Origin of the sequence: Rhizobium sp. NFR12, assembly GCF_900108545.1 — a bacterium.
In the GTDB taxonomy this organism is placed as follows: domain Bacteria; phylum Pseudomonadota; class Alphaproteobacteria; order Rhizobiales; family Rhizobiaceae; genus Neorhizobium; species Neorhizobium soli.
Map to the genome: position 1 here is coordinate 357,606 of NZ_FNWM01000004.1, position 19,941 is coordinate 377,546.

At 61.1% G+C, this 19,941-nt stretch carries 22 protein-coding genes; 19 read left to right on the plus strand and 3 right to left on the minus strand.

Annotated elements, in window-relative coordinates; all coding sequences use genetic code 11:
- Positions 1-65 precede the first annotated feature (65 nt).
- From phnG to BLW69_RS18200, 15 genes are all read left to right on the plus strand, one after another.
- Entirely contained in the window at positions 66-539 is a 474-nt protein-coding gene (gene phnG, locus BLW69_RS18130; protein WP_092663936.1) for a phosphonate C-P lyase system protein PhnG, read from the plus strand.
- Positions 539-1,138 carry a phosphonate C-P lyase system protein PhnH gene (phnH, locus tag BLW69_RS18135; protein WP_092663938.1) on the plus strand — a complete coding sequence of 200 codons (600 nt, stop codon included), beginning with the start codon at positions 539-541 and terminating at the stop codon, positions 1,136-1,138. The genes phnG and phnH overlap by 1 nt, the downstream gene beginning before the upstream one ends.
- A 19-nt stretch (positions 1,139-1,157) precedes the next feature.
- Positions 1,158-2,264 carry a carbon-phosphorus lyase complex subunit gene (locus BLW69_RS18140; RefSeq protein ID WP_092663940.1) on the plus strand — a complete coding sequence of 369 codons (1,107 nt, stop codon included), beginning with the start codon at positions 1,158-1,160 and terminating at the stop codon, positions 2,262-2,264.
- The gene (locus tag BLW69_RS18145) at positions 2,261-3,145 is read left to right on the plus strand and encodes an alpha-D-ribose 1-methylphosphonate 5-phosphate C-P-lyase PhnJ (protein ID WP_092663942.1); all 885 of its coding nucleotides are present in this window, start codon (positions 2,261-2,263) and stop codon (positions 3,143-3,145) included. Before BLW69_RS18140 ends, BLW69_RS18145 begins: the two co-directional genes overlap by 4 nt.
- The gene (phnK, locus tag BLW69_RS18150; protein WP_062578633.1) at positions 3,142-3,918 is read left to right on the plus strand and encodes a phosphonate C-P lyase system protein PhnK; all 777 of its coding nucleotides are present in this window, start codon (positions 3,142-3,144) and stop codon (positions 3,916-3,918) included. The genes BLW69_RS18145 and phnK overlap by 4 nt, the downstream gene beginning before the upstream one ends.
- 9 nt (positions 3,919-3,927) lie before the next feature.
- The gene (gene phnL, locus BLW69_RS18155; protein WP_092663944.1) at positions 3,928-4,638 is read left to right on the plus strand and encodes a phosphonate C-P lyase system protein PhnL; all 711 of its coding nucleotides are present in this window, start codon (positions 3,928-3,930) and stop codon (positions 4,636-4,638) included.
- Entirely contained in the window at positions 4,635-5,252 is a 618-nt protein-coding gene (locus tag BLW69_RS18160; RefSeq protein WP_092663946.1) for a DapH/DapD/GlmU-related protein, read from the plus strand. The genes phnL and BLW69_RS18160 overlap by 4 nt, the downstream gene beginning before the upstream one ends.
- A 113-nt stretch (positions 5,253-5,365) precedes the next feature.
- Complete coding sequence (gene phnC, locus BLW69_RS18165) at positions 5,366-6,220, plus strand: phosphonate ABC transporter ATP-binding protein (protein WP_092663948.1); 855 nt, start codon at positions 5,366-5,368, stop codon at positions 6,218-6,220.
- A gap of 82 nt (positions 6,221-6,302) precedes the next feature.
- Positions 6,303-7,208, plus strand: a complete 906-nt coding sequence (phnD, locus tag BLW69_RS18170) for a phosphonate ABC transporter substrate-binding protein (protein ID WP_062454164.1) — start codon at positions 6,303-6,305, stop codon at positions 7,206-7,208.
- Between the two features lie 150 nt (positions 7,209-7,358).
- Positions 7,359-8,279, plus strand: a complete 921-nt coding sequence (gene phnE / locus BLW69_RS18175) for a phosphonate ABC transporter, permease protein PhnE (RefSeq protein WP_092664139.1) — start codon at positions 7,359-7,361, stop codon at positions 8,277-8,279.
- Complete coding sequence (gene phnE, locus BLW69_RS18180; RefSeq protein WP_092663950.1) at positions 8,279-9,631, plus strand: phosphonate ABC transporter, permease protein PhnE; 1,353 nt, start codon at positions 8,279-8,281, stop codon at positions 9,629-9,631. Before phnE (BLW69_RS18175) ends, phnE (BLW69_RS18180) begins: the two co-directional genes overlap by 1 nt.
- A gap of 114 nt (positions 9,632-9,745) precedes the next feature.
- A complete protein-coding gene (locus BLW69_RS18185) occupies positions 9,746-10,459 on the plus strand; it encodes a DUF1045 domain-containing protein (protein ID WP_092663952.1) in 714 nt (237 codons plus the stop codon).
- Complete coding sequence (locus BLW69_RS18190; protein ID WP_092663954.1) at positions 10,456-11,595, plus strand: alpha-D-ribose 1-methylphosphonate 5-triphosphate diphosphatase; 1,140 nt, start codon at positions 10,456-10,458, stop codon at positions 11,593-11,595. Before BLW69_RS18185 ends, BLW69_RS18190 begins: the two co-directional genes overlap by 4 nt.
- Complete coding sequence (gene phnN, locus BLW69_RS18195) at positions 11,595-12,188, plus strand: phosphonate metabolism protein/1,5-bisphosphokinase (PRPP-forming) PhnN (RefSeq protein WP_092663956.1); 594 nt, start codon at positions 11,595-11,597, stop codon at positions 12,186-12,188. The genes BLW69_RS18190 and phnN overlap by 1 nt, the downstream gene beginning before the upstream one ends.
- An 80-nt stretch (positions 12,189-12,268) precedes the next feature.
- On the plus strand, positions 12,269-12,571 hold the full coding sequence (locus BLW69_RS18200) for a hypothetical protein (protein ID WP_139283900.1): 303 nt from the start codon (positions 12,269-12,271) through the stop codon (positions 12,569-12,571).
- A 10-nt stretch (positions 12,572-12,581) separates the two neighbouring features.
- Here BLW69_RS18200 and polA read toward each other — a convergent pair whose 3' ends face one another.
- A complete protein-coding gene (gene polA, locus BLW69_RS18205) occupies positions 12,582-15,572 on the minus strand; it encodes a DNA polymerase I (protein WP_092663958.1) in 2,991 nt (996 codons plus the stop codon).
- Here polA and BLW69_RS22855 point away from each other — a divergent pair.
- The 3 genes from BLW69_RS22855 (at position 15,510) to BLW69_RS18215 (ending at position 17,965) form a co-directional block, all read left to right on the plus strand.
- Positions 15,510-15,722, plus strand: a complete 213-nt coding sequence (locus BLW69_RS22855; RefSeq protein ID WP_162238110.1) for a hypothetical protein — start codon at positions 15,510-15,512, stop codon at positions 15,720-15,722. The two genes, polA and BLW69_RS22855, sit on opposite strands and share 63 nt — an antisense overlap.
- 248 nt (positions 15,723-15,970) lie before the next feature.
- Positions 15,971-16,402: a MarR family winged helix-turn-helix transcriptional regulator gene (locus BLW69_RS18210; protein ID WP_062454171.1), complete on the plus strand. Its 432-nt coding sequence runs from the start codon at positions 15,971-15,973 to the stop codon at positions 16,400-16,402.
- Positions 16,403-16,576: 174 nt separating this feature from the next.
- Complete coding sequence (locus BLW69_RS18215) at positions 16,577-17,965, plus strand: dipeptidase (protein ID WP_092663960.1); 1,389 nt, start codon at positions 16,577-16,579, stop codon at positions 17,963-17,965.
- Positions 17,966-18,268: 303 nt separating this feature from the next.
- Here the strand turns inward: BLW69_RS18215 and BLW69_RS18220 are convergent, their stop codons facing one another.
- Positions 18,269-18,478: a cold-shock protein gene (locus BLW69_RS18220; RefSeq protein ID WP_062454173.1), complete on the minus strand. Its 210-nt coding sequence runs from the start codon at positions 18,476-18,478 to the stop codon at positions 18,269-18,271.
- Positions 18,479-19,028: 550 nt separating this feature from the next.
- Between BLW69_RS18220 and BLW69_RS18225 the strand changes: the two genes are divergently transcribed.
- Entirely contained in the window at positions 19,029-19,508 is a 480-nt protein-coding gene (locus tag BLW69_RS18225) for a YbaK/EbsC family protein (RefSeq protein WP_092664141.1), read from the plus strand.
- 15 nt (positions 19,509-19,523) lie between these two features.
- On the opposite strand, the gene BLW69_RS18230 is transcribed toward BLW69_RS18225, so the two are convergent.
- Positions 19,524-19,898, minus strand: a complete 375-nt coding sequence (locus BLW69_RS18230) for a hypothetical protein (protein ID WP_139283901.1) — start codon at positions 19,896-19,898, stop codon at positions 19,524-19,526.
- Between the last annotated feature and the right edge of the window lie 43 nt (positions 19,899-19,941).

Below are 19,941 nucleotides of genomic sequence, written 5' to 3' on the forward strand. Positions count from 1 at the left end.
CCGCCTTTATTGGTACATATAATTTGTATGGTTGTCTATATAAATAGACATTTAGGAGATGACCGATGGATCTTGCGGGAAATCACAAGCCTCTGACGGAACCGGAAAAGCGGCGCCGCTGCATCGAGCTTCTGGCGCAGACATCCTGCGACGAACTGAAGGCCGCGTGGAGCGGCTTGTCAGAAAAACCAACCGTCAAACCGGTGCGCGGACCGGAAACCGGTCTGGTGATGGTTCGCGGCCGGATAGGTGGTGGCGGCTCGCCCTTCAATCTGGGTGAAGCGACGGTGACCCGCGCAACCATCCTTCTTGCCTCCGGAACGGCGGGCCATGCCCAGGCGCTCGGCACCGACAAGGAGAAGGCGCGGCTGTCTGCGATCTTCGATGCACTGTGGCAGGAAGCAGAGACCCGACATTTCGTCGAAACGGCGCTTCTTTCACCGACAGAAAGCCGCATCGCCACTGAGGACAGACAGAGAGCTGAAGAGACCGCGGCGACCCGCGTCGACTTCTTCACAATGGTACGGGGAGACGATTGATGGCCGTTCATGCACAAGCACTCGCCGGTGGGTTTACCGATCCGGTCTTCCAGTCCCAGACCATTTTCAAAACGCTGATGGACGGGATGGCGCGGCCCGGAACGATCAGCGGCACCGAACTTCACGCAGGCCAGCCGGAACCGCTCGGCAATGCGGCCGGCGCGATTGCGCTCACGCTTTGCGATCACGATACACCCGTCTGGCTGAGTGCCGGTCTTGCAAAGTCTGCGATGCCGGAATGGATCGGCTTCCATACGGGTGCACCGATCACCCGTGAAAAGGCGCAGAGCAGCTTCGCCTTTATCGAAGCGGGTACAGCGCCCTCTTCCTTCGGCCTGTTTGCCGCCGGCACCCAGGAATACCCTGACCGATCCACGACGCTGATCCTCGAGGTCTCAGCTCTTGGCGAGGGCGAAGAACTGAGCCTGACCGGACCGGGCATCCTCGGCACCAGGACGGTCGCACTCTCGGGACTGCCGGATATGTTCGGGAGGCTCTGGGACGACAACAGGGCGCTCTTTCCCCGCGGAGTCGACGTCATCCTCACCGCCGGAGCGCAGTTCCTGTGCCTGCCGCGCACCACCCGGATTGCCGGCTGAGCCGAAGGAGATCAAACCCATGTATGTTGCAGTCAAGGGTGGCGAGGCCGCCATCACCAACGCTCACGCATTGCTTGCCGACCGCCGTCGCGGCGACCGGTCGCTTCCAGCCCTCACGATCGAGCAGATCGCCGAACAGCTTGGTCTTGCCGTCGATCGGGTGATGGCGGAAGCCTCGCTTTATGATCGGTCGCTCGCAGCACTTGCGGTGCGCCAGTCGCGTGGCGATCTGATCGAGGCGATCTTCCTGCTTCGCGCTTACCGCACCACGCTGCCCCGCTTCGGTTCTTCCGTTCCGGTGGATACCGCGGCCATGAAGGTCGAGCGGCGCGTCTCGGCAACCTACAAGGATCTGCCGGGCGGCCAGTTGCTCGGTCCCACCTTCGATTACACCCATCGTCTTCTCGATCCCTCGCTTCTGACGGATGAGGTGATCGCCGATCCTGCACGCAAAGAGGCGTCCGGCGAGGAGATCATGCGTGTCTCCGACATTCTGGCGCATGAAGGGCTGATCGAGCCGGACGGCGACCTTCCCGATGACCATGCGGCGGGAGACCTGACGCGCGAGCCGCTGGAATTTCCGATGGGTCGTGACCTCCGGCTGCAGGCACTCGCCCGCGGCGACGAGGGCTTCCTGCTGGCGCTCGGCTACTCGACGCAGCGCGGCTATGGCCGGAACCACCCATTCGTCGGCGAAATCCGGATCGGCGAGGTGGAGGTGGAAATGGATATGCCGGAACTCGGCTTTGCGGTCTCGCTCGGGCGCATCCAGCTGACCGAGTGCCAGATGATCAACCAGTTCAAGGGCTCCTCCATAGCACCGCCGCAGTTTACCCGCGGCTACGGGCTCGTGTTCGGGCAGAGCGAGCGCAAGGCGATGTCGATGTCGCTGGTGGATCGCGCCCTTCGCGCCGAAGAACTTGGCGAGGACATCACGGCGCCGGCGCAGGACGAGGAGTTCGTCATTTCGCATTCCGACAACGTGCAGGCGACGGGCTTCGTCGAACACCTGAAACTGCCCCATTACGTCGACTTCCAGGCGGAGCTTGCCATGGTGCGCAAGATGCGCGCCGAGATTGAGGCCACTCGCCACGGCGATACCGAGATGAAGGATGCTGCCGAATGAGTGCCGATCTCGCCACCTACAATTTCGCCTATCTGGACGAGCAGACGAAACGAATGATCCGCCGGGCGATCCTGAAAGCGATCGCGATACCCGGCTATCAGGTACCGTTCGCGTCGCGCGAAATGCCGATGCCCTATGGCTGGGGTACCGGCGGCGTGCAGGTGACGGCCGCGATCATCGGCCCGGACGATGTGCTCAAGGTCATCGACCAGGGTGCCGATGACACGACCAATGCGGTCTCCATCCGCGCTTTCTTCCAAAAGGTCGCCAATGTCGCGGTAACCACCCACACGAAGGACGCGACGATCATCCAGACGCGCCATCGCATTCCCGAGCAGAAGCTGACCGAGGGCCAGGTGCTGGTCTATCAGGTGCCGATCCCGGAACCGCTGCGTTTCCTCGAGCCGCGCGAGACCGAGACCCGGAAAATGCACGCGCTCGAAGAATACGGGCTGATGCATGTGAAGCTTTACGAGGACATTGCGCATAACGGCCGGATCTCCAAGACCTATGCCTATCCGGTCAAGGTCGACGGTCGGTATGTGATGGACCCCTCGCCGACCCCGAAATTCGACAATCCGAAAATGCACATGTCCGATGCGCTGCAGCTGTTCGGCGCCGGACGTGAAAAACGGATCTATGCGGTTCCGCCGCATACCGAGGTGGTCAGCCTGGATTTCGAGGACCATCCGTTCGAGATCCAGACATTTGAGCAGGATTGCGCACTCTGCGGCGCGCACGGCGTCTATCTCGACGAAGTGGTGCTCGACGATCAGGGCGGGCGGATGTTCGTCTGCTCGGACACGGACCATTGCGAAGACCGACGCGAACACGGCCATGTCGGCGAGATGCTCGCCCCTAACCAGGAGGCTGCGGAATGAGCGACAATCCCCTTCTCAAAGTCAGCGGCGTTTCGAAATTCTATGGCAGCCGGATTGGCTGCCAGGATGTCAGTTTCGATCTGTGGCCGGGCGAAGTGCTCGCCATCGTCGGCGAATCCGGCTCCGGCAAGACGACGCTGCTGAATTGCCTGTCGACCCGGTTGATGCCGAGCGCCGGCAGCGTCGAATACCGGATGCGCGACGGCAACTTTCGCGATCTCTACCACATGAGCGAGGCCGAACGGCGGTTCCTGATGCGCACCGACTGGGGTTTCGTTCACCAGAACCCGGCCGACGGTTTGCGCATGACGGTATCGGCGGGCGCCAATGTCGGCGAACGACTGATGGCGGTCGGTGACCGGCATTACGGCAAGATCCGCGAGACGGCGACTGACTGGCTGGGGCGTGTGGAGATTTCCGCCGACCGCATCGACGACCAGCCGCGCGCCTTTTCCGGTGGCATGCGCCAACGTCTGCAGATCGCCCGCAATCTCGTCACCGGTCCGCGCCTCGTGTTCATGGACGAACCGACCGGCGGCCTCGACGTCTCGGTGCAGGCACGGTTGCTCGACCTTGTGCGCGGGCTCGTCAACGATCTCGGCCTCTCGGCCATCGTCGTCACCCATGACCTTGCCGTCGCCCGACTTCTCTCGCACCGGATGATGGTGATGAAGGACGGTCATGTCATCGAACAGGGGCTCACCGACCGTGTTCTCGACGACCCTCGCGAGCCCTACACGCAGTTGCTCGTTTCCTCGATTCTCCAGGTATAGGACAGACCGATGGCCACTCCACTCGTCGTCTCGGAAGTCTCCAAAAGCTTCATCATGCACCTGCGCGACGGCATCAAGCTGCCGGTCGTCAACGACGTCAGCTTTTCCGTTGCCGGCGGCGAATGCGTCGTGCTCGGCGGCCCCTCGGGGATCGGCAAGAGCTCCATCCTGAAAATGCTCTACGGCAACTATGCCGTCGATGCGGGCCAGATCCTGGTGAATCACCGCGAGAAGATCGTCGATATCGCGGCAGCAGATCCGCGCACGATTATCGAGGTTCGCCGGCATACGATGGGTTACGTCAGCCAGTTCCTGCGCACCGTGCCGCGCGTCGCGGCAGTCGACGTGGTCGCAGAGCCGCTCGTTGCCCGCGGTATCGATGCGGCGGAAGCCAAGGACAGGGCGGTCGAACTGCTCGCCAGGCTGAACCTTCCGCGCGAACTCTGGTTACTTCCGCCCGCCACCTTTTCCGGCGGCGAGCAGCAGCGCGTCAACATTGCCCGCGGCTTCATCACCAGCCACCGCATTCTGCTTCTCGACGAGCCGACCGCATCGCTCGACGCGACCAACCGGCGGGTTGTGATCGAGATGATCGCTGCCAAGAAAGCCGAGGGCGTTGCCATGCTCGGCATCTTCCACGACGAAGAGGTGCGCGAGGCCGTTGCGGACCGTATTCTCGATGTCAGTGCGTTTTCACCACGAAAGGCAGTTGCCGCATGAGTGCCAAGGTCGGTATCAACCCCGTTATCCACGCGACGGCGAGCGTCAGCAATTCGACGATCGGTCGCTACACGGAAATCTCCGAGCGCTGCCGCATCGACGAGGCCGAGATCGGCGACTACTCGTATATCATGCAGGATGGCTCCATCTGGTGCGCGACGATCGGCAAATTCGTCAACATGGCCGCTTCCGTCCGCATCAATGCAACGAACCACCCGACATGGCGCGCCACGCTGCATCACTTCACCTATCGTGCCGCCAACTACTGGGATGACGCGGAAGACGAGACCGACTTTTTCGAGTGGCGCCGTGACAACCGAGTAACGATCGGCCACGACGTGTGGATCGGCCACGGCGCCACCGTGCTGCCGGGCGTGACGGTCGGCAACGGCGCGGTGATCGGCGCCGGAGCCGTGGTGTCGAAGGATGTCGCCCCCTACACGATCGTCGGCGGCGTGCCGGCCAAGCTGATCCGGGAGCGGTTTACCAGACAGGTCGGCGAAGGCATGGATCGCCTTGCGTGGTGGGACTGGGATCACCTCAAGCTGCGCACCGCACTCGATGACTTCCGGGCACTTTCGGCCGACGCCTTCCTCGCGAAATATGCGGCGTAGCAGGGCGTACAAGCCGGGCAAACATGTAACAAAACCTACATAAAACCGACATTCAGGGTTCATGAACGAAGTCTAATCCCATCCTCACCAGGCAATGGGACGGATTGAAAAACATGAAGTTTGAATTGAGGAATGTCACCCGACGTTTCGGCGATCATATCGCAGTCAACGCCGTCAGCGTGGAGATACCTCAAGGTCAGATGGTCGGCGTCATCGGTCGCTCCGGCGCCGGCAAGTCGACCCTTCTGCGCATGATCAACCGCCTGCAGGAGCCGAGTTCCGGTTCGATCCGGTTTGGCGATCTCGAGGTTTCCGCTCTCAAGGGCGCCGGCTTGCGCAACTGGCAGCGCGATTGCGCGATGATCTTCCAGCAGTTCAATCTGGTGCCGCGTCTCGACGTGATGACAAACGTGATGCTTGGCCGGTTGAACCACCGATCCACGATCATGAGCCTTCTCAACATCTTTACCGACGACGAGCGCATGGCTGCGATCGCAGCGCTCGAGCGTCTCGGTATCGAGCAGACCGCCATGCAGCGCGCCGGCACGCTTTCTGGCGGTCAGCAGCAGCGCGTGGCCATCGCCCGCGCCCTGATGCAGGCCCCGAAAATGCTTCTGGCCGATGAGCCGATCGCCTCTCTCGACCCGCTCAACGCCAAGATCGTGATGGACGCGCTGCGCGACATCAACGAGCGCGAGGGCATTACCGTCATCACCAACCTGCACACGCTCGATACGGCGCGCGCCTACTGCGAGCGGATCATCGGGATGGCCGGCGGCCGCGTCGTCTTCGACGGCACGCCGTCGCAGCTGAACGCGCAAGCCGTCAGCGAGATCTACGGATCGGACCGCGACGGTGCCGGCATCGACGAGACGATGACCTCAACCAGCATCAACAATCCCGTGGCCCCTGCGGCTGCGGGCAAGCAATCGGCCGGAATAGGCAGCCTGGCAAGCGCCAGGGCCTGAGCCGCATCCAGATCGTCTGCCCACGTAAAGGGCGCGTTGCTTCACGACCCAACTCCGGATGATCCGGAAACAGGAGATCACCATGTTCAGAAAAACTATGCTTGCTGCCGCGACGCTCAGCCTGCTCGCCGGTTCCGCCCTTGCCCAGGACGTCAAGGTTCTGCGCATCGGTCTCGACGGCTCGGAAAACGAAGCCGACCAGATCCGCAACACCCAGTGCGTTGCCGATGGCCTGAAGGCTGCGACCGGCGTATCCGAAGTAAAGCTGTTCCCGTCGCCGAACTATAACGGCGTTATCCAGGGCCTGCTTGGCGGCACGATCGACATTGCTTCGATGGGTGCGGCTTCCTATGCCGCCATCGCCCTCAAGGACGACAAGGCCGTCGACCCGATCCTGACCTACACGGGTTCGGACGGCTCCAGCGGTTACTACTCGATCATGGTTGCCCGCAAGGACAGCGGCATCAAGACGCTGGCTGACCTCAAGGGCAAGAAGATCGGCTTCGCCGATCCGGATTCGACCTCGGGCTATCTCGTCCCGAATGTCGCGCTGCCGAAGGAAATCGGCATGCCGGTCAAGCAGTATTTCTCCGAAACCGGCTTTGGCGGCGGTCACGAGAACCTGGTTCTCGCAGTCCTCGACAAGAAGTTCGATGCCGGCACGACCTTCGGTTCGGGCGTTGGCAAGTGGGAAGAAGGCTATAGCGGCGGCAACCTGCACCAGATGGTCGCCAAGGGTAACCTCGACATGGACGATATCGTCCAGGTCTGGAAGTCGCCGCTGATCCCGAACGGTCCGCTGATGGTCTCCAACAAGGTTCCGGCCGACATGAAGGCCAAGGTCAAGGCCTTCTTCATGGAACTGCCGAAGAAGAACCTCGCCTGCTTCCAGTCCTTCACCCAGGGCAAGAACAAGGATTACATCGAAGTCAATCCGGCCTTCTACCAGACGATCGTCGACGCCCGTAAGTCCGTTATCGGCGGCTGATCATCCTTCAAAAGACCTGGCGGCGGCATCTGCAGAAGGTGCCGCCGTTCTGCAACGAGAGACACGGGCATGGCGACGATCAGCAAACAGACGACCGGACATCTCGGCGGCGCTCCCGCTAGCAGACTGGGACCGGCGGCATCCCTGATGATGCAGCACTACCGGCAGCAGCTGCGAACCCGCCGCGTCTATACCGCTATTACGATTGGCGTGTTTCTGGTCGTGCTGTTCGCCTCGCTGAAATTCGCCAATGACGCCAATGCGGGCAAGTTCTTCGAACGCCTGCCCTATATGTTCGATTTCATTCGCAGCTTCGTGCCTGACAGCCCGATGGAAATCATCCGGGCGATGTTCGACCTTCCCTCCCCCTATGCCGACGGCTCGCTGAAATACGATTATACGGCCGATCGCCACTATCTTACCGACACGTTCTACATCCCGAATTTCTTCTACCAGCTGATCATCACCATCAACATCGCGCTGGTTTCGACGATCATCGGTTCCGCCATCGCCTTTCTGCTGTGCTTCTTCGCCTCCACCAATCTTGTCGGTGCCGGGCCTGTGCGTTTCGTCGTTCGCCGCATCATGGAAATCCTGCGTGCCTTTCCGGAAATCGTCATTGCCGGACTTCTGACGGCGATCCTGTCGATCGGGCCGATCGCGGCGATCATCGCGATCACCGTCCACACGATCGGCGCGCTCGGAAAGCTGTTCTTCGAGGTGGTCGAGAATTCGGACATGAAGCCGGATGAGGGTTTGCGGGCCGCCGGTGCGTCCTGGGTCGAGCGGGTACGCTTCGCGATCGTTCCGCAGGTGCTGCCGAATTTCGTCTCCTACACGCTGCTGCGCGCCGAGGTAAACGTGCGCGCCTCGACCATTATCGGTGCGGTCGGTGGCGGCGGTATCGGCGAGGTCTTTCGCCTGGCGATCGGTCGCGATCATGCCGCCAAGACCTATGCCATCATCATCCTGCTGCTCGTCAGCGTCATTGCCATCGACCAGTTCTCGTCTTGGCTTCGCCGCCGGCTGATCGGTCAGCAGTCCTTCGAACTTGGCAGGGGAGCAGCCTGATGCCATCGGTACCTGCCATCAACGCATCTGACAGAGAGCGCCTGAGCGAAACCTATCCGCAGGTGTTTCAGCGGTCCTTCCTGCAGCGCTACGGACTGGTGATCGGCTCCGGACTGATCCTCGCCTATCTGGTTGCCTGCTTTTTCGCCTTCAATGTCGGTCCCGCCTTCAGGAACGGCCAGTGGGACCGAGCATCGCTCTATCTCCAGGACTGGTATTCCTGGCGCGCCCAGCCGCGCCTGCGTTTCCAAGACGACGGCACCGTCAAGCCGCAGTGGTCGAGCCGTGGGCAGTATGCCGAAGGTTCCGACATCTCCTGGCTGAAGCCGACCGAAGGCGGCGGCTACCGCGTGACCTATGGCAGTGATGCGGACCGTCTGGATGTGACGCCGGGCCGGGTCGATGTCTATCTGAACGGCACGGTCTATCCGGTCACGATCGACAGCAACGCAGCGACGGCGCCGGCCGACGCGCCCTCGGCACTCCGCCAAGACGGAGCCAAGGTGCTGGTCGATTACGGCTTCGAGGGTCAGGCGGAAATCCGCCCGGCACAAGTCTATGTGCAGCGTCGCTTCCTTGGTTGGGCAAACTTCCTGTTCGACACCAAGTCGGCATTCTGGGGCAAGAGCTGGGGCGAGCTTGCACACCTTGCAACGATCGGCGAGCGGCTGGATCCGGAACGCTCGAACATCGGCCACATGCGCGACGACTTCCTTGGCAATGATGTCTGGCAGCATGCGGACATTCTGTCGAAACTGCTTCAGACGCTGGTCATGGCCTTTGTCGGCACGCTGCTCGGGACGCTGTTCGCCTTCCCGCTCGCCTTCATCGCGGCGCGCAACATTACCCGCAACCGGGCCGCCAACTGGGGCATGAAGCGCTTGTTCGACTTCCTGCGCTCCGTCGACATGCTGATCTGGGCGCTGTTCTTCACCCGCTCCTTCGGCCCCGGACCGATCCCCGGTATCGCGGCGATCTTCTTCACGGATGCGGGTGCGCTCGGCAAGGTCTATTCGGAAGCCGTCGAGAATGTCGACGACAAGCAGCGCGAGGGTGTTAAATCGGTCGGCGCGCCCTCCGTCATCGTCAACCGCTTCGGCGTCGTGCCGCAGGTGCTGCCGGTGTTCATCTCGCAGTCGCTGTATTTCTGGGAATCGAACACCCGTTCGGCGACTGTTATCGGCGCCGTCGGTGCGGGCGGCATCGGCCTCAAGCTGCTCGAAGCGATGGGCACCAATGCGGACTGGGACAAGGTTGCCTACATGGTTCTGCTCATCCTGATGGTGGTCTTCCTGTTCGACAATGTGTCCAACGCGATCCGCTCCCGTCTGATCGGTGGCCCGACACATTAAAAGGTTGCCGCATCATCATTCTGTCATGGAAATCTTTTAGCCGAAGGCTGTCTCGAGGCGCGACAGATGGTTAGTCTCGGACATCGCCCCTTTTCCTGATTCCGGAACCATGCCTTGCGATATGCTCTCTACTTTTCGCCCGCAGCGGATCATCCGCTGACGAAGACCGCCTCCCGTTGGCTCGGCCGCGATGCCTTCAACGATGAGCGCTTCGAGACAGCGGTCGTGGATGGCATTTCCGAAGAGGATGTGCACGCGCTGACGGCCGATCCGCGGCGCTACGCCTTTCATGCGACGCTGAAGGCACCGTTCGAGCTTGCCGAAGGACGCAGCGAGGCCGAACTGATCGAGGCGTTCGAGGCGTTTGCGGCGGTGACACCGGCTTTCGACATTCCGAATGCCATCATCGGCCAGCTCGGCCGTTTCTTTGCGCTGGTGCCGGACCAGGTCTATCCGGAACTCCAGGCCTTTGCCGCCCGCGTGGTCGAAGAGTTCGAGCCATTCCGGGCGCCGCTTTCCGATGCCGATATTGCCCGGCGCAAGCCGGAGACCCTGTCACCCGAACACCGCGATAACCTGTTGGCCTGGGGCTACCCATACGTCATGGACGAGTTCCGCTTTCACATGACGCTGACCGGACAGGTTCCGCCCGAACAGGCGCCGTCCATGCGCAAGGCGCTTGAAACCAGATTTACAGATTTTACCAACGCACCGCTCTCCATCAACGGAGTTGCGCTCTTCGTAGAGACCGAGCGGGGCGCAGATTTTACAGTTCACCGCTGGCTGCCCCTGGCGCCGGCCTCCGATATCAGAAAGACGACCCCATGACCGTCGAGACCGTATTCACAAATGCCCGCATCGTGCTGGAGGACAGCATCGTGACCGGCTCCATCCAGATCCGGGACGGCAAGATTGCAGACATTTCCGAGGGGTCCGCACAGGTCGGCGAGGACTTCGAGGGCGATTATCTGATCCCCGGGCTTGTCGAGCTGCATACCGACCATCTGGAACAGCACTATTCGCCACGTCCGGGCGTGCGCTGGAATGCGACGGCGGCGATCCAGGCGCATGACGCGCAGATCGCCTCTTCCGGCATCACCACCGTCTTCGATTGCCTGCGTATGGGATCGGACGAGGATGGCGGCTTCGAGCAGGGCGAGATGCGGGCGATGGCCGACGCCATCCAGGCCGCCGAGCGCCAGGGTCGCCTGCGGTCCGAACATCTGATCCACCTTCGCTGCGAAGTTTCGGCAGACAATGTGCTTGATCACTTCGCCGATTTTGCCAACGATCCTTATGTCCGGCTCGTTTCGCTGATGGACCACGCTCCTGGCCAGCGGCAGTTCCAGACGATGGACCAGTACATCTTCTACTACCAGAAGAAGCGCGGGCTTTCCGACGAAGCCTTCAAGATCTTCATCGACAAGCGCGTCGAGGAGTCCGAGCGCAATTCGACGCCGCACCGCATCGCCATCGCGAAGGTCTGCGCCGAAAACGGCATTACGGTTGCAAGCCACGACGATGCGACGCTTGCGCATGTGGACGAGGCGATCGGCAACGGTGTGAAGCTCGCCGAATTCCCGACCAGTCTCGATGCTGCCAAGGCCTCGCATCAGGCCGGTATGAGCGTTTTGATGGGCGCCCCCAATATCGTGCGCGGCAAGTCACATTCCGGCAATATTGCCGCCCGCGATCTCGCTGAGAAAGACGTGCTGGACGTGCTTTCGTCCGATTACGTTCCGCTCAGCCTGCTCTACGCGCCGTTCATTCTGGCCGATGACGTCGACAGCATTTCGCTGCCGAAGGCGATCGCGATGGTGAGTGCGACGCCGGCCCGCACCGTCGGCCTCGACGATCGCGGCCGGATCGCCACCGGCCTGCGCGCCGATCTGGTCCGGGTTCATCGTCCGGAGGGCGTGCCGGTGGCGCGTGCCGTGTGGCGCGAAGGTCGGCGGGTCGCCTGATGGACGGCCGCCCGGCGAATAGCGACAGTGGCAAAAGCGGCGTGATCGTCGTCGTGGTCGGCCCGAGCGGTGCGGGCAAGGACACGCTGATGGCGGAGGCTGCGCGGCATTTTGCGGATCGTGACGACGTGGTGTTTGCCCGCCGCACAATCACCCGGGACCCTGCCGCCGGCGGGGAGGACCACGACGGCGTCTCGGAGGACGAGTTCGCTGCTTTGGAAAAAGCCGGACGCTTTGCCGTCTCCTGGAATGCGCACGGGCTATCCTATGGCATTCCCAAGGATACGCTCGATGCCGTCGAAGATGGCAGTCTGGTCATCGCCAATGGCTCCCGTTCGGCGCTTGCACACTTCCACTCAGCGTATCCGGCCATGCTGGTCATCAACGTCATTGCCTCGCGCGACGTGCTCGCCGCGCGGCTCGAAGCGCGGGGACGGGAATGCCGCGAGGACATCCTGCGGCGTCTCGAGCGCGGCTCCCTCACTGTCGAGGGCGACTATTCGGTCGTAACGATCGACAACAGCGGGTCCCTGAGCGAAGCCGCCCAGACACTGATCGATACGCTGGAACGACGTCTTTTCCGGCGCGTGTGATTTTGCGACTATCTTCACGACGGGCACTTTACAGTCCCGATTTTGCCTCTATGTGGACTTTCTAACATAAGAGGCGCAGCATGGACCAAACGCGAAGGTTTGATGACTTAGACGGCGGGGAGGCTGCGGGAACGGCAAGGCTCAATCTGGAAGCCCGGATGACCGTGCTCGAGATCGTGTCCATCACCTCGCTCGCCATGGCGCTGGATACCTCCGAAAACGCGAATGTTGATCATGCCAAGGGCATTGCCAGCCTGATCCTCGACACCGTCCACCACCGCTGTCGTGAACTGGGCATGACGGATGAAGGCAGCCAGTCGGCGCACCGATACGCCGACGAGCTGCTATCGACAGCTCTTCTGTCTCTTTACCCCAACGGCTGATCAAGCCAGATCAGTGCGCCTCGTCCCAGTTCGCGGCGGCGCGCGCGTCCACTTTCAGCGGCACCCGCATCGAAACAGCCGGCATTGTCGCCTCTTCCATGGTCGATACGATCAGAGGGATCGCTTCTTCGATCGCCGCATCCTCGACTTCGAAGATCAGTTCGTCATGCACCTGCAGCAGCATGCGGACCTTTTCGTCGAGACCGGCCTTCTTCAGGGCAGGCTCCATCCCGATCATCGCACGGCGGATGACATCAGCGGCCGACCCCTGGATCGGGGCGTTGATGGCAGCGCGTTCATTGAAGGCGCGCATCGATGGGTTGGACGACTTGATATCGGGATAATGGGAGCGACGGCCGAAGATCGTTTCCACATAGCCATGCTCACGGGCAAAGGCCTTCGTCTGCTCCATGTAATCCTTGATACCGGGAAAGCGCTCGAAATACCGCTTGATGTAATCGCCTGCTTCCGAGCGATCGATAGACAGCTGGTTGGCAAGACCAAAAGCGGAAATTCCGTAGATGATGCCGAAGTTGATCGCCTTTGCGCGGCGACGGACCTCACTCGACATGCCCTCGACGGGAACGCCGAACATTTCCGATGCGGTCATCGAGTGAATGTCGATGCCATCCGCGAAGGCCTGACGCAGCTGCGGAATGTCGGCGACGTGGGCGAGGACGCGCAGCTCGATCTGGCTGTAATCCGCGGAGAGAAGCTTGTGGCCGGGGGTCGCGATGAATGCGGTGCGGATCTTGCGGCCTTCGGCATTGCGGACCGGGATGTTCTGAAGATTGGGTTCCGACGAGGAAAGACGCCCGGTCGTGGTCGATGCCAGCGAATAGGACGTGTGAACGCGCTTGGTCTGCGGATGGACGTAGCCTGGAAGCGCATCGGTGTAGGTGGATTTCAGCTTTGTCAGCTGGCGCCAGTCGACGATCTTGCGCGGCAGATCGTGACCGGTTGCGGCGAGATCCTCCAGCACGCTTGCCGAGGTTGACCACTGGCCAGTCTTGGTCTTGGCGCCGCCGGGCAGGCCCATCTTGCCGAACAGGATATCGCCGAGCTGCTTGGGAGAGCCGATGGTGAATTTCTCGCCGGCAAGCGCGTAGATCTCGTCTTCGAAGGCCGCCGCCTTCTGCGCAAGCTCGCCGGAAAGGCGCGACAGGATCTGCCGATCGATCGTGATGCCGCGTTCTTCCATATCGGCGAGAACAGAGACCAGCGGTCGCTCGAGCCGTTCGTAGACGCGTGTTAGGCCCGCTGCGGCGAGCTGCGGTTTCAGCACCATCCAGAGACGCAGCGTGACATCCGCGTCCTCGGCCGCATAGGCAGTCGCCTTCTCGATATCGACGTAATCGAACGTCACCCCGCTCTTGCCGGAACCGGCAACATCCTTGAAAGCGATCGGCTTATGATTGAGCCAGCGTTCGGACAATGCGTCCATGCCGTGGTTGGCCTTTCCGGCCTCCAGCACGTAGGACATCAGCATCGTATCGTCATGGGCCTGGACGGTTATGCCGTGCCGCTTCATGACGAGGTAATCGAACTTGAGGTTCTGCGCGACCTTGAGGACGGTCGGATCTTCCAGCAGCGGCTTGAGGCGATCCAGCGCTTCGCGGCTGGCCATCTGGTTTTCGGCCAGACCACCGCCTAGGAGATCGCCGACACCAGTCTTGTGGGTGAGCGGAACATAGGCGGCGCGGACTTCGAGCCCGGACGGGCTGTCGGTATTGTCGGCGATCGCCAGCGAGAAGCCGACCAGTTCGGCCTGCATCGGGTCGAGCGAGTTGGTCTCCGTGTCGAAGGCGACGAAACCGGTCTCGCGCGCCGCGCGGATCCAGTCATCAAGCACTTCCACATCGCGGATCGTCACGTAGTTTTCCATATCGAGCTTCGCCTGCCCGAATGCGGCGATACGAGCTTCGGCAAAGGAGGCTGGCGTCGCTTCGCCGGTTACCTTTGCGACCGTCGAAACCGCTCGCTCGGCGGGCGCCGGAGCTGTGGCCTCTCCCGTATCGGCCTTCGCCGCCTCGCCCGCATCGAGGTCTGGACCGCGGGCGGCATCGCCCCATTCGACCTCGACATCCGCCGCTTCTATTTCATCGGCGTTGCAGTCGCAGGCTGTGGCAACCCTTCGCGTCAACGTTCCGAAGTTCATGGCCTTGAGGAAGCCGATCAGCTTTGGTCCGTTCTGGGGTTCGAGGACCAGCGCGTCGAGTTCGAGCTCCAGGGGAACATCGGTGCGCAGCTCCACCAGTCGCCTCGACAGGCGCGCCTGCTCGGCAAAGGCGATGATGCTTTCGCGGCGCTTGACCTGCTTGATCTCTCCGGCGCGGGAAAGAAGCGTTTCGAGATCGCCGAACTCTTCCAAAAGCTGCGCTGCCGTCTTCGGCCCGATGCCCGGAATACCCGGCACGTTGTCGACCGAATCGCCGACCAAAGCCTGGAGATCGATCATCTTTTCAGGCGCTACGCCCCACTTTTCGACGACGTCGGGCACGCTGATCTGCTTGTCCTTCATGCTGTCGTACATGTGGACCATCGGCGTCAACAGCTGCATCAGGTCCTTGTCGGAGGACACGATGGTGACGTCGGCGCCCGTCGCTTCGGCCTGGCGGGCATAGGTGGCAATGATGTCATCCGCCTCGAACCCCTCCGTCTCGATGCAGGGGAGGTTGAAGGCGCGGGTCGCCTGGCGGATCAGACCGAACTGCGGAACGAGCTCTTCCGGCGGCGCGGACCGGTTGGCCTTGTACGCATCGTAGATCTCCTTGCGGAAGGTCTTCGAGGAATAGTCGAAAATGACGGCGAAATGCGTCGGCGTGACGCCGACAGACGTATCGCGCGCATCGGTCAGAAGCTTCCACAACATGTTGCAGAACCCCGACACGGCGCCCACCGGCAGCCCGTCTGATTTGCGGGTGAGCGGGGGCAATGCATGAAACGCCCGGAAGATGAAACCGGAGCCGTCGATGAGGAAGAGATGATCGCCTTTTTTCATGGGGATGGAATACCCCGAGGCATCTTCGGCGTCCACGAAAAGTTCGCCGGCAGCGCCACCGAACGCTCACCGCAACGTTACCGATTTGTAATAGACCAATCCCTTGAAAAGCCGCATTCCGCCGCACATTTCAAGCTTACCGGCGATTGATCACGCCGCAGTCTGGCACCCGGCTTGCCCCCTGCCGCGTCAGACCGGACAAAGGCTCACCCCCCTCTCCGGGCCTTTGTTCTTCTATCATGCCGCCACGACCGCTCCCCTCCCGGTCGTGGCGGTTTTTGTTTGCGGCTCACAGCATCTAGCGAAGCGTTGCAGGGTTGGCGAAAGCACGGCGTGCGATATATCCTTCCGGGCAAGGTCTGTTTGGACTTTCAACCGGGAAGCAAGATACCGAAGCCATGGCATTCGATCGCTCTCATTCCGCAACCTATCTCGCCAACCAGCTTGCGAAGGGTTTTGCGCGATCCCTGCAACAGCGCTCAAGCAGCCTCGGCTTTTCCCCGGGCCAGTTTCCCGTTCTCCTGGAACTCTGGCAGCAGGATGGCCTTACCCAGAAGCAACTCCTGGACAAGCTCGAGGTGGAGCAGGCGACGGTTGCCAATACGCTCGCGCGGATGCAGCGCGACGGTCTCATCGAGCGCATCCCCCATCCTGACGACAAGCGGGCAAAGATCATTACCCTGACGGCGCTTGGCCGCAGCCTGGAGGCCCGTGCGGTGGAGGCGGCAGCGGAAGCCGACGCGGCCCTGTTTTCCGGGTTCAAGCGGTTCGAGCGTGACCTGATGATCGAATACATGCGGATGATTTTGGAGAACGCCCGCAAGCTCTAGGGGGCGCCAGAGACTTGTCAGTGCAAGGTTGCAGTCGACGTTACTGCCCGCTAGTTGTCCTGCACCAATCAGCCTTTTCCATTGTACGGTGACATAAAGGCTTGCTAGTTTCCGGAACGAGCGTCGCAAGCCACGTCTACAGCGGCGCCGAGCATCCACACACAGGATATTGTTATGACCGAACTTTCCCCCGTTCTTGACCGTGCCGACCAGAACCTCAGCGCCAGCATCGATCGGATGTTCGATCTCGTGCGCATCAAGTCGATCTCGACTGATCCGGCCTTCAAGGACGATTGCCGCAAGGCGGCTGAGTGGCTTGTCGAGGAATTGACGACGCTGGGCTTCGAAGCATCCTTGCGGGACACCCCCGGTCATCCGATGGTGGTCGGTCATCACGCGGGAGCAACGCCGGATGCGCCGCACGTTCTGTTCTACGGTCACTACGACGTGCAGCCGGTCGATCCGATCGAGCTTTGGGAAGACGATCCCTTCGATCCGAAGCTGAAGGAGCTCCCGGGTGGCCGCAAGATCATGACCGGACGCGGGACATCCGACGACAAGGGCCAGTTGCTGACCTTCGTCGAAGCCTGCCGCGCCTACAAGGACGTGCATGGCGCGCTGCCGATCCGGATCACCATTCTGTTTGAGGGCGAGGAAGAATCCGGTTCGCCGTCGCTTAAGCCTTTCCTCGAAGCCAATGCCGAAGAGCTCAAGGCCGACTTCGCCCTGGTCTGCGATACGGGCATGTGGGACACCGACACACCGGCAATCGCTGCCGCCCTTCGCGGACTGGTCGGCGAAGAGATCACTGTCACCGCTGCCGATCGCGACCTGCATTCCGGCCTTTACGGCGGTGCTGCCGCAAACCCGATCCACATTCTCACCGGTATCATCGCCGGCCTTCGCGACGACACAGGCCGCATCACCCTTGAGGGTTTCTACGACGGCGTCGAGGAAACGCCTGAAAACATCAAGGCAAGCTGGGAAACGCTTGGTCGCTCGGCCGAAAAGTTCCTCGGCGAAATCGGGCTCTCAGAGCCGGCCGGCGAAAAGGGCCGTTCGGTTCTGGAAATGACCTGGGCCCGACCGACCTGCGAGGTCAACGGGATCTGGGGCGGTTACACTGGCGACGGCTTCAAGACCGTCATTGCGGCCAAGGCTTCGGCAAAGATCTCGTTCCGCCTCGTCGGCACGCAGGACCCGGACAAGATCCGCGACGCGTTCCGCGCCTATGTGACATCCAAGATCCCGGCGGACTGCAACGTCGAGTTCCACCCGCATGGTGGCTCGCCTGCGATCCAGCTTTCCTACGACTCACCGGCCTTGACCAAGGCCAAGAGTGCACTTTCGGACGAATGGGCAAATCCAGCCGTCATCATCGGCATGGGCGGCTCCATTCCGATCGTCGGCGATTTCCAGAAGATGCTCGGAATGGATAGTCTGCTGGTCGGCTTCGGACTCAATGACGACCGGATCCACTCGCCGAACGAGAAGTATGACCTGAAGTCCTACCACAAGGGGATCAGGTCCTGGGTCCGGATCATCACGGCCCTCGCAAAGTGAGGGCGTCGGCGGGGCGCAGCAGACAGCGCCTTTGCCGATGCACGTCCAACTCATACGAAACGAAAAAGGTCGGGCTAGCCCGACCTTTCTGATCCCAATCACAAGTGCCAGTACATCCGTGGTCACTCTTATGGGCATGCAATGCGAAACAGCCGCCGTCGACGACATTGGCTCTAATGTTCATCGTCTCGCTAATTGGTTAATATTTGGTTAACGGCGCTCTGTGCCCTGCTCGACAGGCATCGTCGGAACGCAAAAAGGCCGGTCGATGACCGGCCTTCATAAATAAATGAAACGGGTATCTTAGACGGCGCGGAGGCTGTCAGCAGATTCCTTGCCGGAACGGCGGTCGGTCGTCAGTTCGAAGCCGATCTTCTGACCGTCCTGCAGCTGACCGAGGCCTGCGCGCTCGACTGCGGTGACGTGAACGAAAACGTCCTTGCCACCGTCGTCAGGGGTGATGAAGCCGTAGCCCTTCGTTGCGTTGAACCATTTTACAGTACCAGTCGCCATAACGATGCCTTTCTCTTGCAAATGACCGACTGCCCCGTTCGGAATTTCCCGGGGCGTTTGTGTTTCGTATTTGAAGAAAGATCGTCGCAGGCGGGGCAGTTTAGCCACGTGCTGGCTTGTCAAACAAATATCGATGCAGAGGATTTAAGGTCTGGCCGTTTTGGCGTCAAGCCTGCAGGACCGGGCGCAGATCGATCGATCCAGACGCGATCGTGGTGCCCTGCATCCGCTACATCGACGCAAGTTCTTGGAGTTGCGGGCCTTTTCGAGAGCTTCAGGCGCTTCCGATATCTCATCGCTCCAGCCCCTCAGAAAACAGAAAAGCCCGACGCGGGAGGAGGTGCGTCGGGCTTCTGAAACTGGCCAACAACTGGGAGGAGGAGTGTTGCCGGCCCCATCGGGGACGCTGGGAGGAGGAGTGCGTCCGTCGATGATTTAAACATACAGCGGAAACGCACAAAAAACAGACGTAATTTCGCACCGCAGCATTGCAAGAATCGCATGCCTCGCGAGACTTGCCCGCTGGATGCGCTTCCGTCATGCTGCGCTCATGAGCCTTGAATCCGTACGCAGCTTTTTCGCGACCCACGCGCCTGACATCGAGATCATCGAGACCGAACAGAGTTCGGCGACCGTTCCGCTTGCAGCACTCGCGCATGGCGTCGATCCTGACCAGATCGCGAAGACAATCTGCCTGCGAGCGGGCGACGTCATGCTGTTGGTCGTAATGTCGGGAAATAGTCGCATCGACAATAAGAAGTTCAGGTCGGTCTTCAGCGCCAAACCGCGGATGCTGTCCGGCGATGAGGTCATGGCAGCAACTGGCCATCCGATCGGAGGGGTGTGCCCGTTTGGTCTTGCGACTGAGCTCCAGGTCTATTGCGACCTTTCGCTAAAGGATTACCCTGAGGTCGTGCCCGCGGCTGGAGCAACGAATGCTGCGATCAGGATAGACCCGGAACGACTTGCAGAACTCACCAAGGCCATCTGGATCGACTGCGCCAGCCGAACGGATAGTTCGGCCGGCTAGACGGGTAAGGTATTCCTAGAAGCGGTCGTTGATGTAACGCTGGTACCAGGCCTGCTTGCTGTCGACGGACGCGTTGGCGACGAGATAGCCGATCGCAAAGCCGATACCGCCGATCAGGGTGATCAGGGTCGTGGTTGCGGCAGGATGCTCGCGGACAGTGGCGGCCACGGAATTTGCTTCTTCCGAAACGTAGCTTGCGGCATCGGACGCACGGCTTGCGACGCGGTCATAAGCAACGCTGCCTTTTTCTGCCAACAGATCACGCAAATTGGCGATCTCGGACTTGAGGCTGGCGATCTCGGAATTGAATGCCGAATTTTCGCTCGGCACATGATCGAAGGATGGCGACTGGGATTCGGTTGGCTTCAGGCTCTTTACGGATTCTGCCATTTTGGCCTCCTGTCTGTTGTTGATCGAGAGCACGGTCAACTTT

What these genes read in the sequence shown, in the direction of transcription:
- phnG (WP_092663936.1), top strand. Translation starts at nt 66, where the DNA reads ATGGATCTTGCGGGAAATCACAAGCCTCTGACGGAACCGGAAAAGCGG.
- phnH (WP_092663938.1), top strand. Translation starts at nt 539, where the DNA reads ATGGCCGTTCATGCACAAGCACTCGCCGGTGGGTTTACCGATCCGGTC.
- BLW69_RS18140 (WP_092663940.1), top strand. Translation starts at nt 1,158, where the DNA reads ATGTATGTTGCAGTCAAGGGTGGCGAGGCCGCCATCACCAACGCTCAC.
- BLW69_RS18145 (WP_092663942.1), top strand. Translation starts at nt 2,261, where the DNA reads ATGAGTGCCGATCTCGCCACCTACAATTTCGCCTATCTGGACGAGCAG.
- phnK (WP_062578633.1), top strand. Translation starts at nt 3,142, where the DNA reads ATGAGCGACAATCCCCTTCTCAAAGTCAGCGGCGTTTCGAAATTCTAT.
- phnL (WP_092663944.1), top strand. Translation starts at nt 3,928, where the DNA reads ATGGCCACTCCACTCGTCGTCTCGGAAGTCTCCAAAAGCTTCATCATG.
- BLW69_RS18160 (WP_092663946.1), top strand. Translation starts at nt 4,635, where the DNA reads ATGAGTGCCAAGGTCGGTATCAACCCCGTTATCCACGCGACGGCGAGC.
- phnC (WP_092663948.1), top strand. Translation starts at nt 5,366, where the DNA reads ATGAAGTTTGAATTGAGGAATGTCACCCGACGTTTCGGCGATCATATC.
- phnD (WP_062454164.1), top strand. Translation starts at nt 6,303, where the DNA reads ATGTTCAGAAAAACTATGCTTGCTGCCGCGACGCTCAGCCTGCTCGCC.
- phnE (WP_092664139.1), top strand. Translation starts at nt 7,359, where the DNA reads ATGCAGCACTACCGGCAGCAGCTGCGAACCCGCCGCGTCTATACCGCT.
- phnE (WP_092663950.1), top strand. Translation starts at nt 8,279, where the DNA reads ATGCCATCGGTACCTGCCATCAACGCATCTGACAGAGAGCGCCTGAGC.
- BLW69_RS18190 (WP_092663954.1), top strand. Translation starts at nt 10,456, where the DNA reads ATGACCGTCGAGACCGTATTCACAAATGCCCGCATCGTGCTGGAGGAC.
- phnN (WP_092663956.1), top strand. Translation starts at nt 11,595, where the DNA reads ATGGACGGCCGCCCGGCGAATAGCGACAGTGGCAAAAGCGGCGTGATC.
- BLW69_RS18200 (WP_139283900.1), top strand. Translation starts at nt 12,269, where the DNA reads ATGGACCAAACGCGAAGGTTTGATGACTTAGACGGCGGGGAGGCTGCG.
- BLW69_RS22855 (WP_162238110.1), top strand. Translation starts at nt 15,510, where the DNA reads ATGAAACGCCCGGAAGATGAAACCGGAGCCGTCGATGAGGAAGAGATG.
- polA (WP_092663958.1), bottom strand. Translation starts at nt 15,572, where the DNA reads ATGAAAAAAGGCGATCATCTCTTCCTCATCGACGGCTCCGGTTTCATC.
- BLW69_RS18210 (WP_062454171.1), top strand. Translation starts at nt 15,971, where the DNA reads ATGGCATTCGATCGCTCTCATTCCGCAACCTATCTCGCCAACCAGCTT.
- BLW69_RS18215 (WP_092663960.1), top strand. Translation starts at nt 16,577, where the DNA reads ATGACCGAACTTTCCCCCGTTCTTGACCGTGCCGACCAGAACCTCAGC.
- BLW69_RS18220 (WP_062454173.1), bottom strand. Translation starts at nt 18,478, where the DNA reads ATGGCGACTGGTACTGTAAAATGGTTCAACGCAACGAAGGGCTACGGC.
- BLW69_RS18225 (WP_092664141.1), top strand. Translation starts at nt 19,029, where the DNA reads ATGAGCCTTGAATCCGTACGCAGCTTTTTCGCGACCCACGCGCCTGAC.
- BLW69_RS18230 (WP_139283901.1), bottom strand. Translation starts at nt 19,898, where the DNA reads ATGGCAGAATCCGTAAAGAGCCTGAAGCCAACCGAATCCCAGTCGCCA.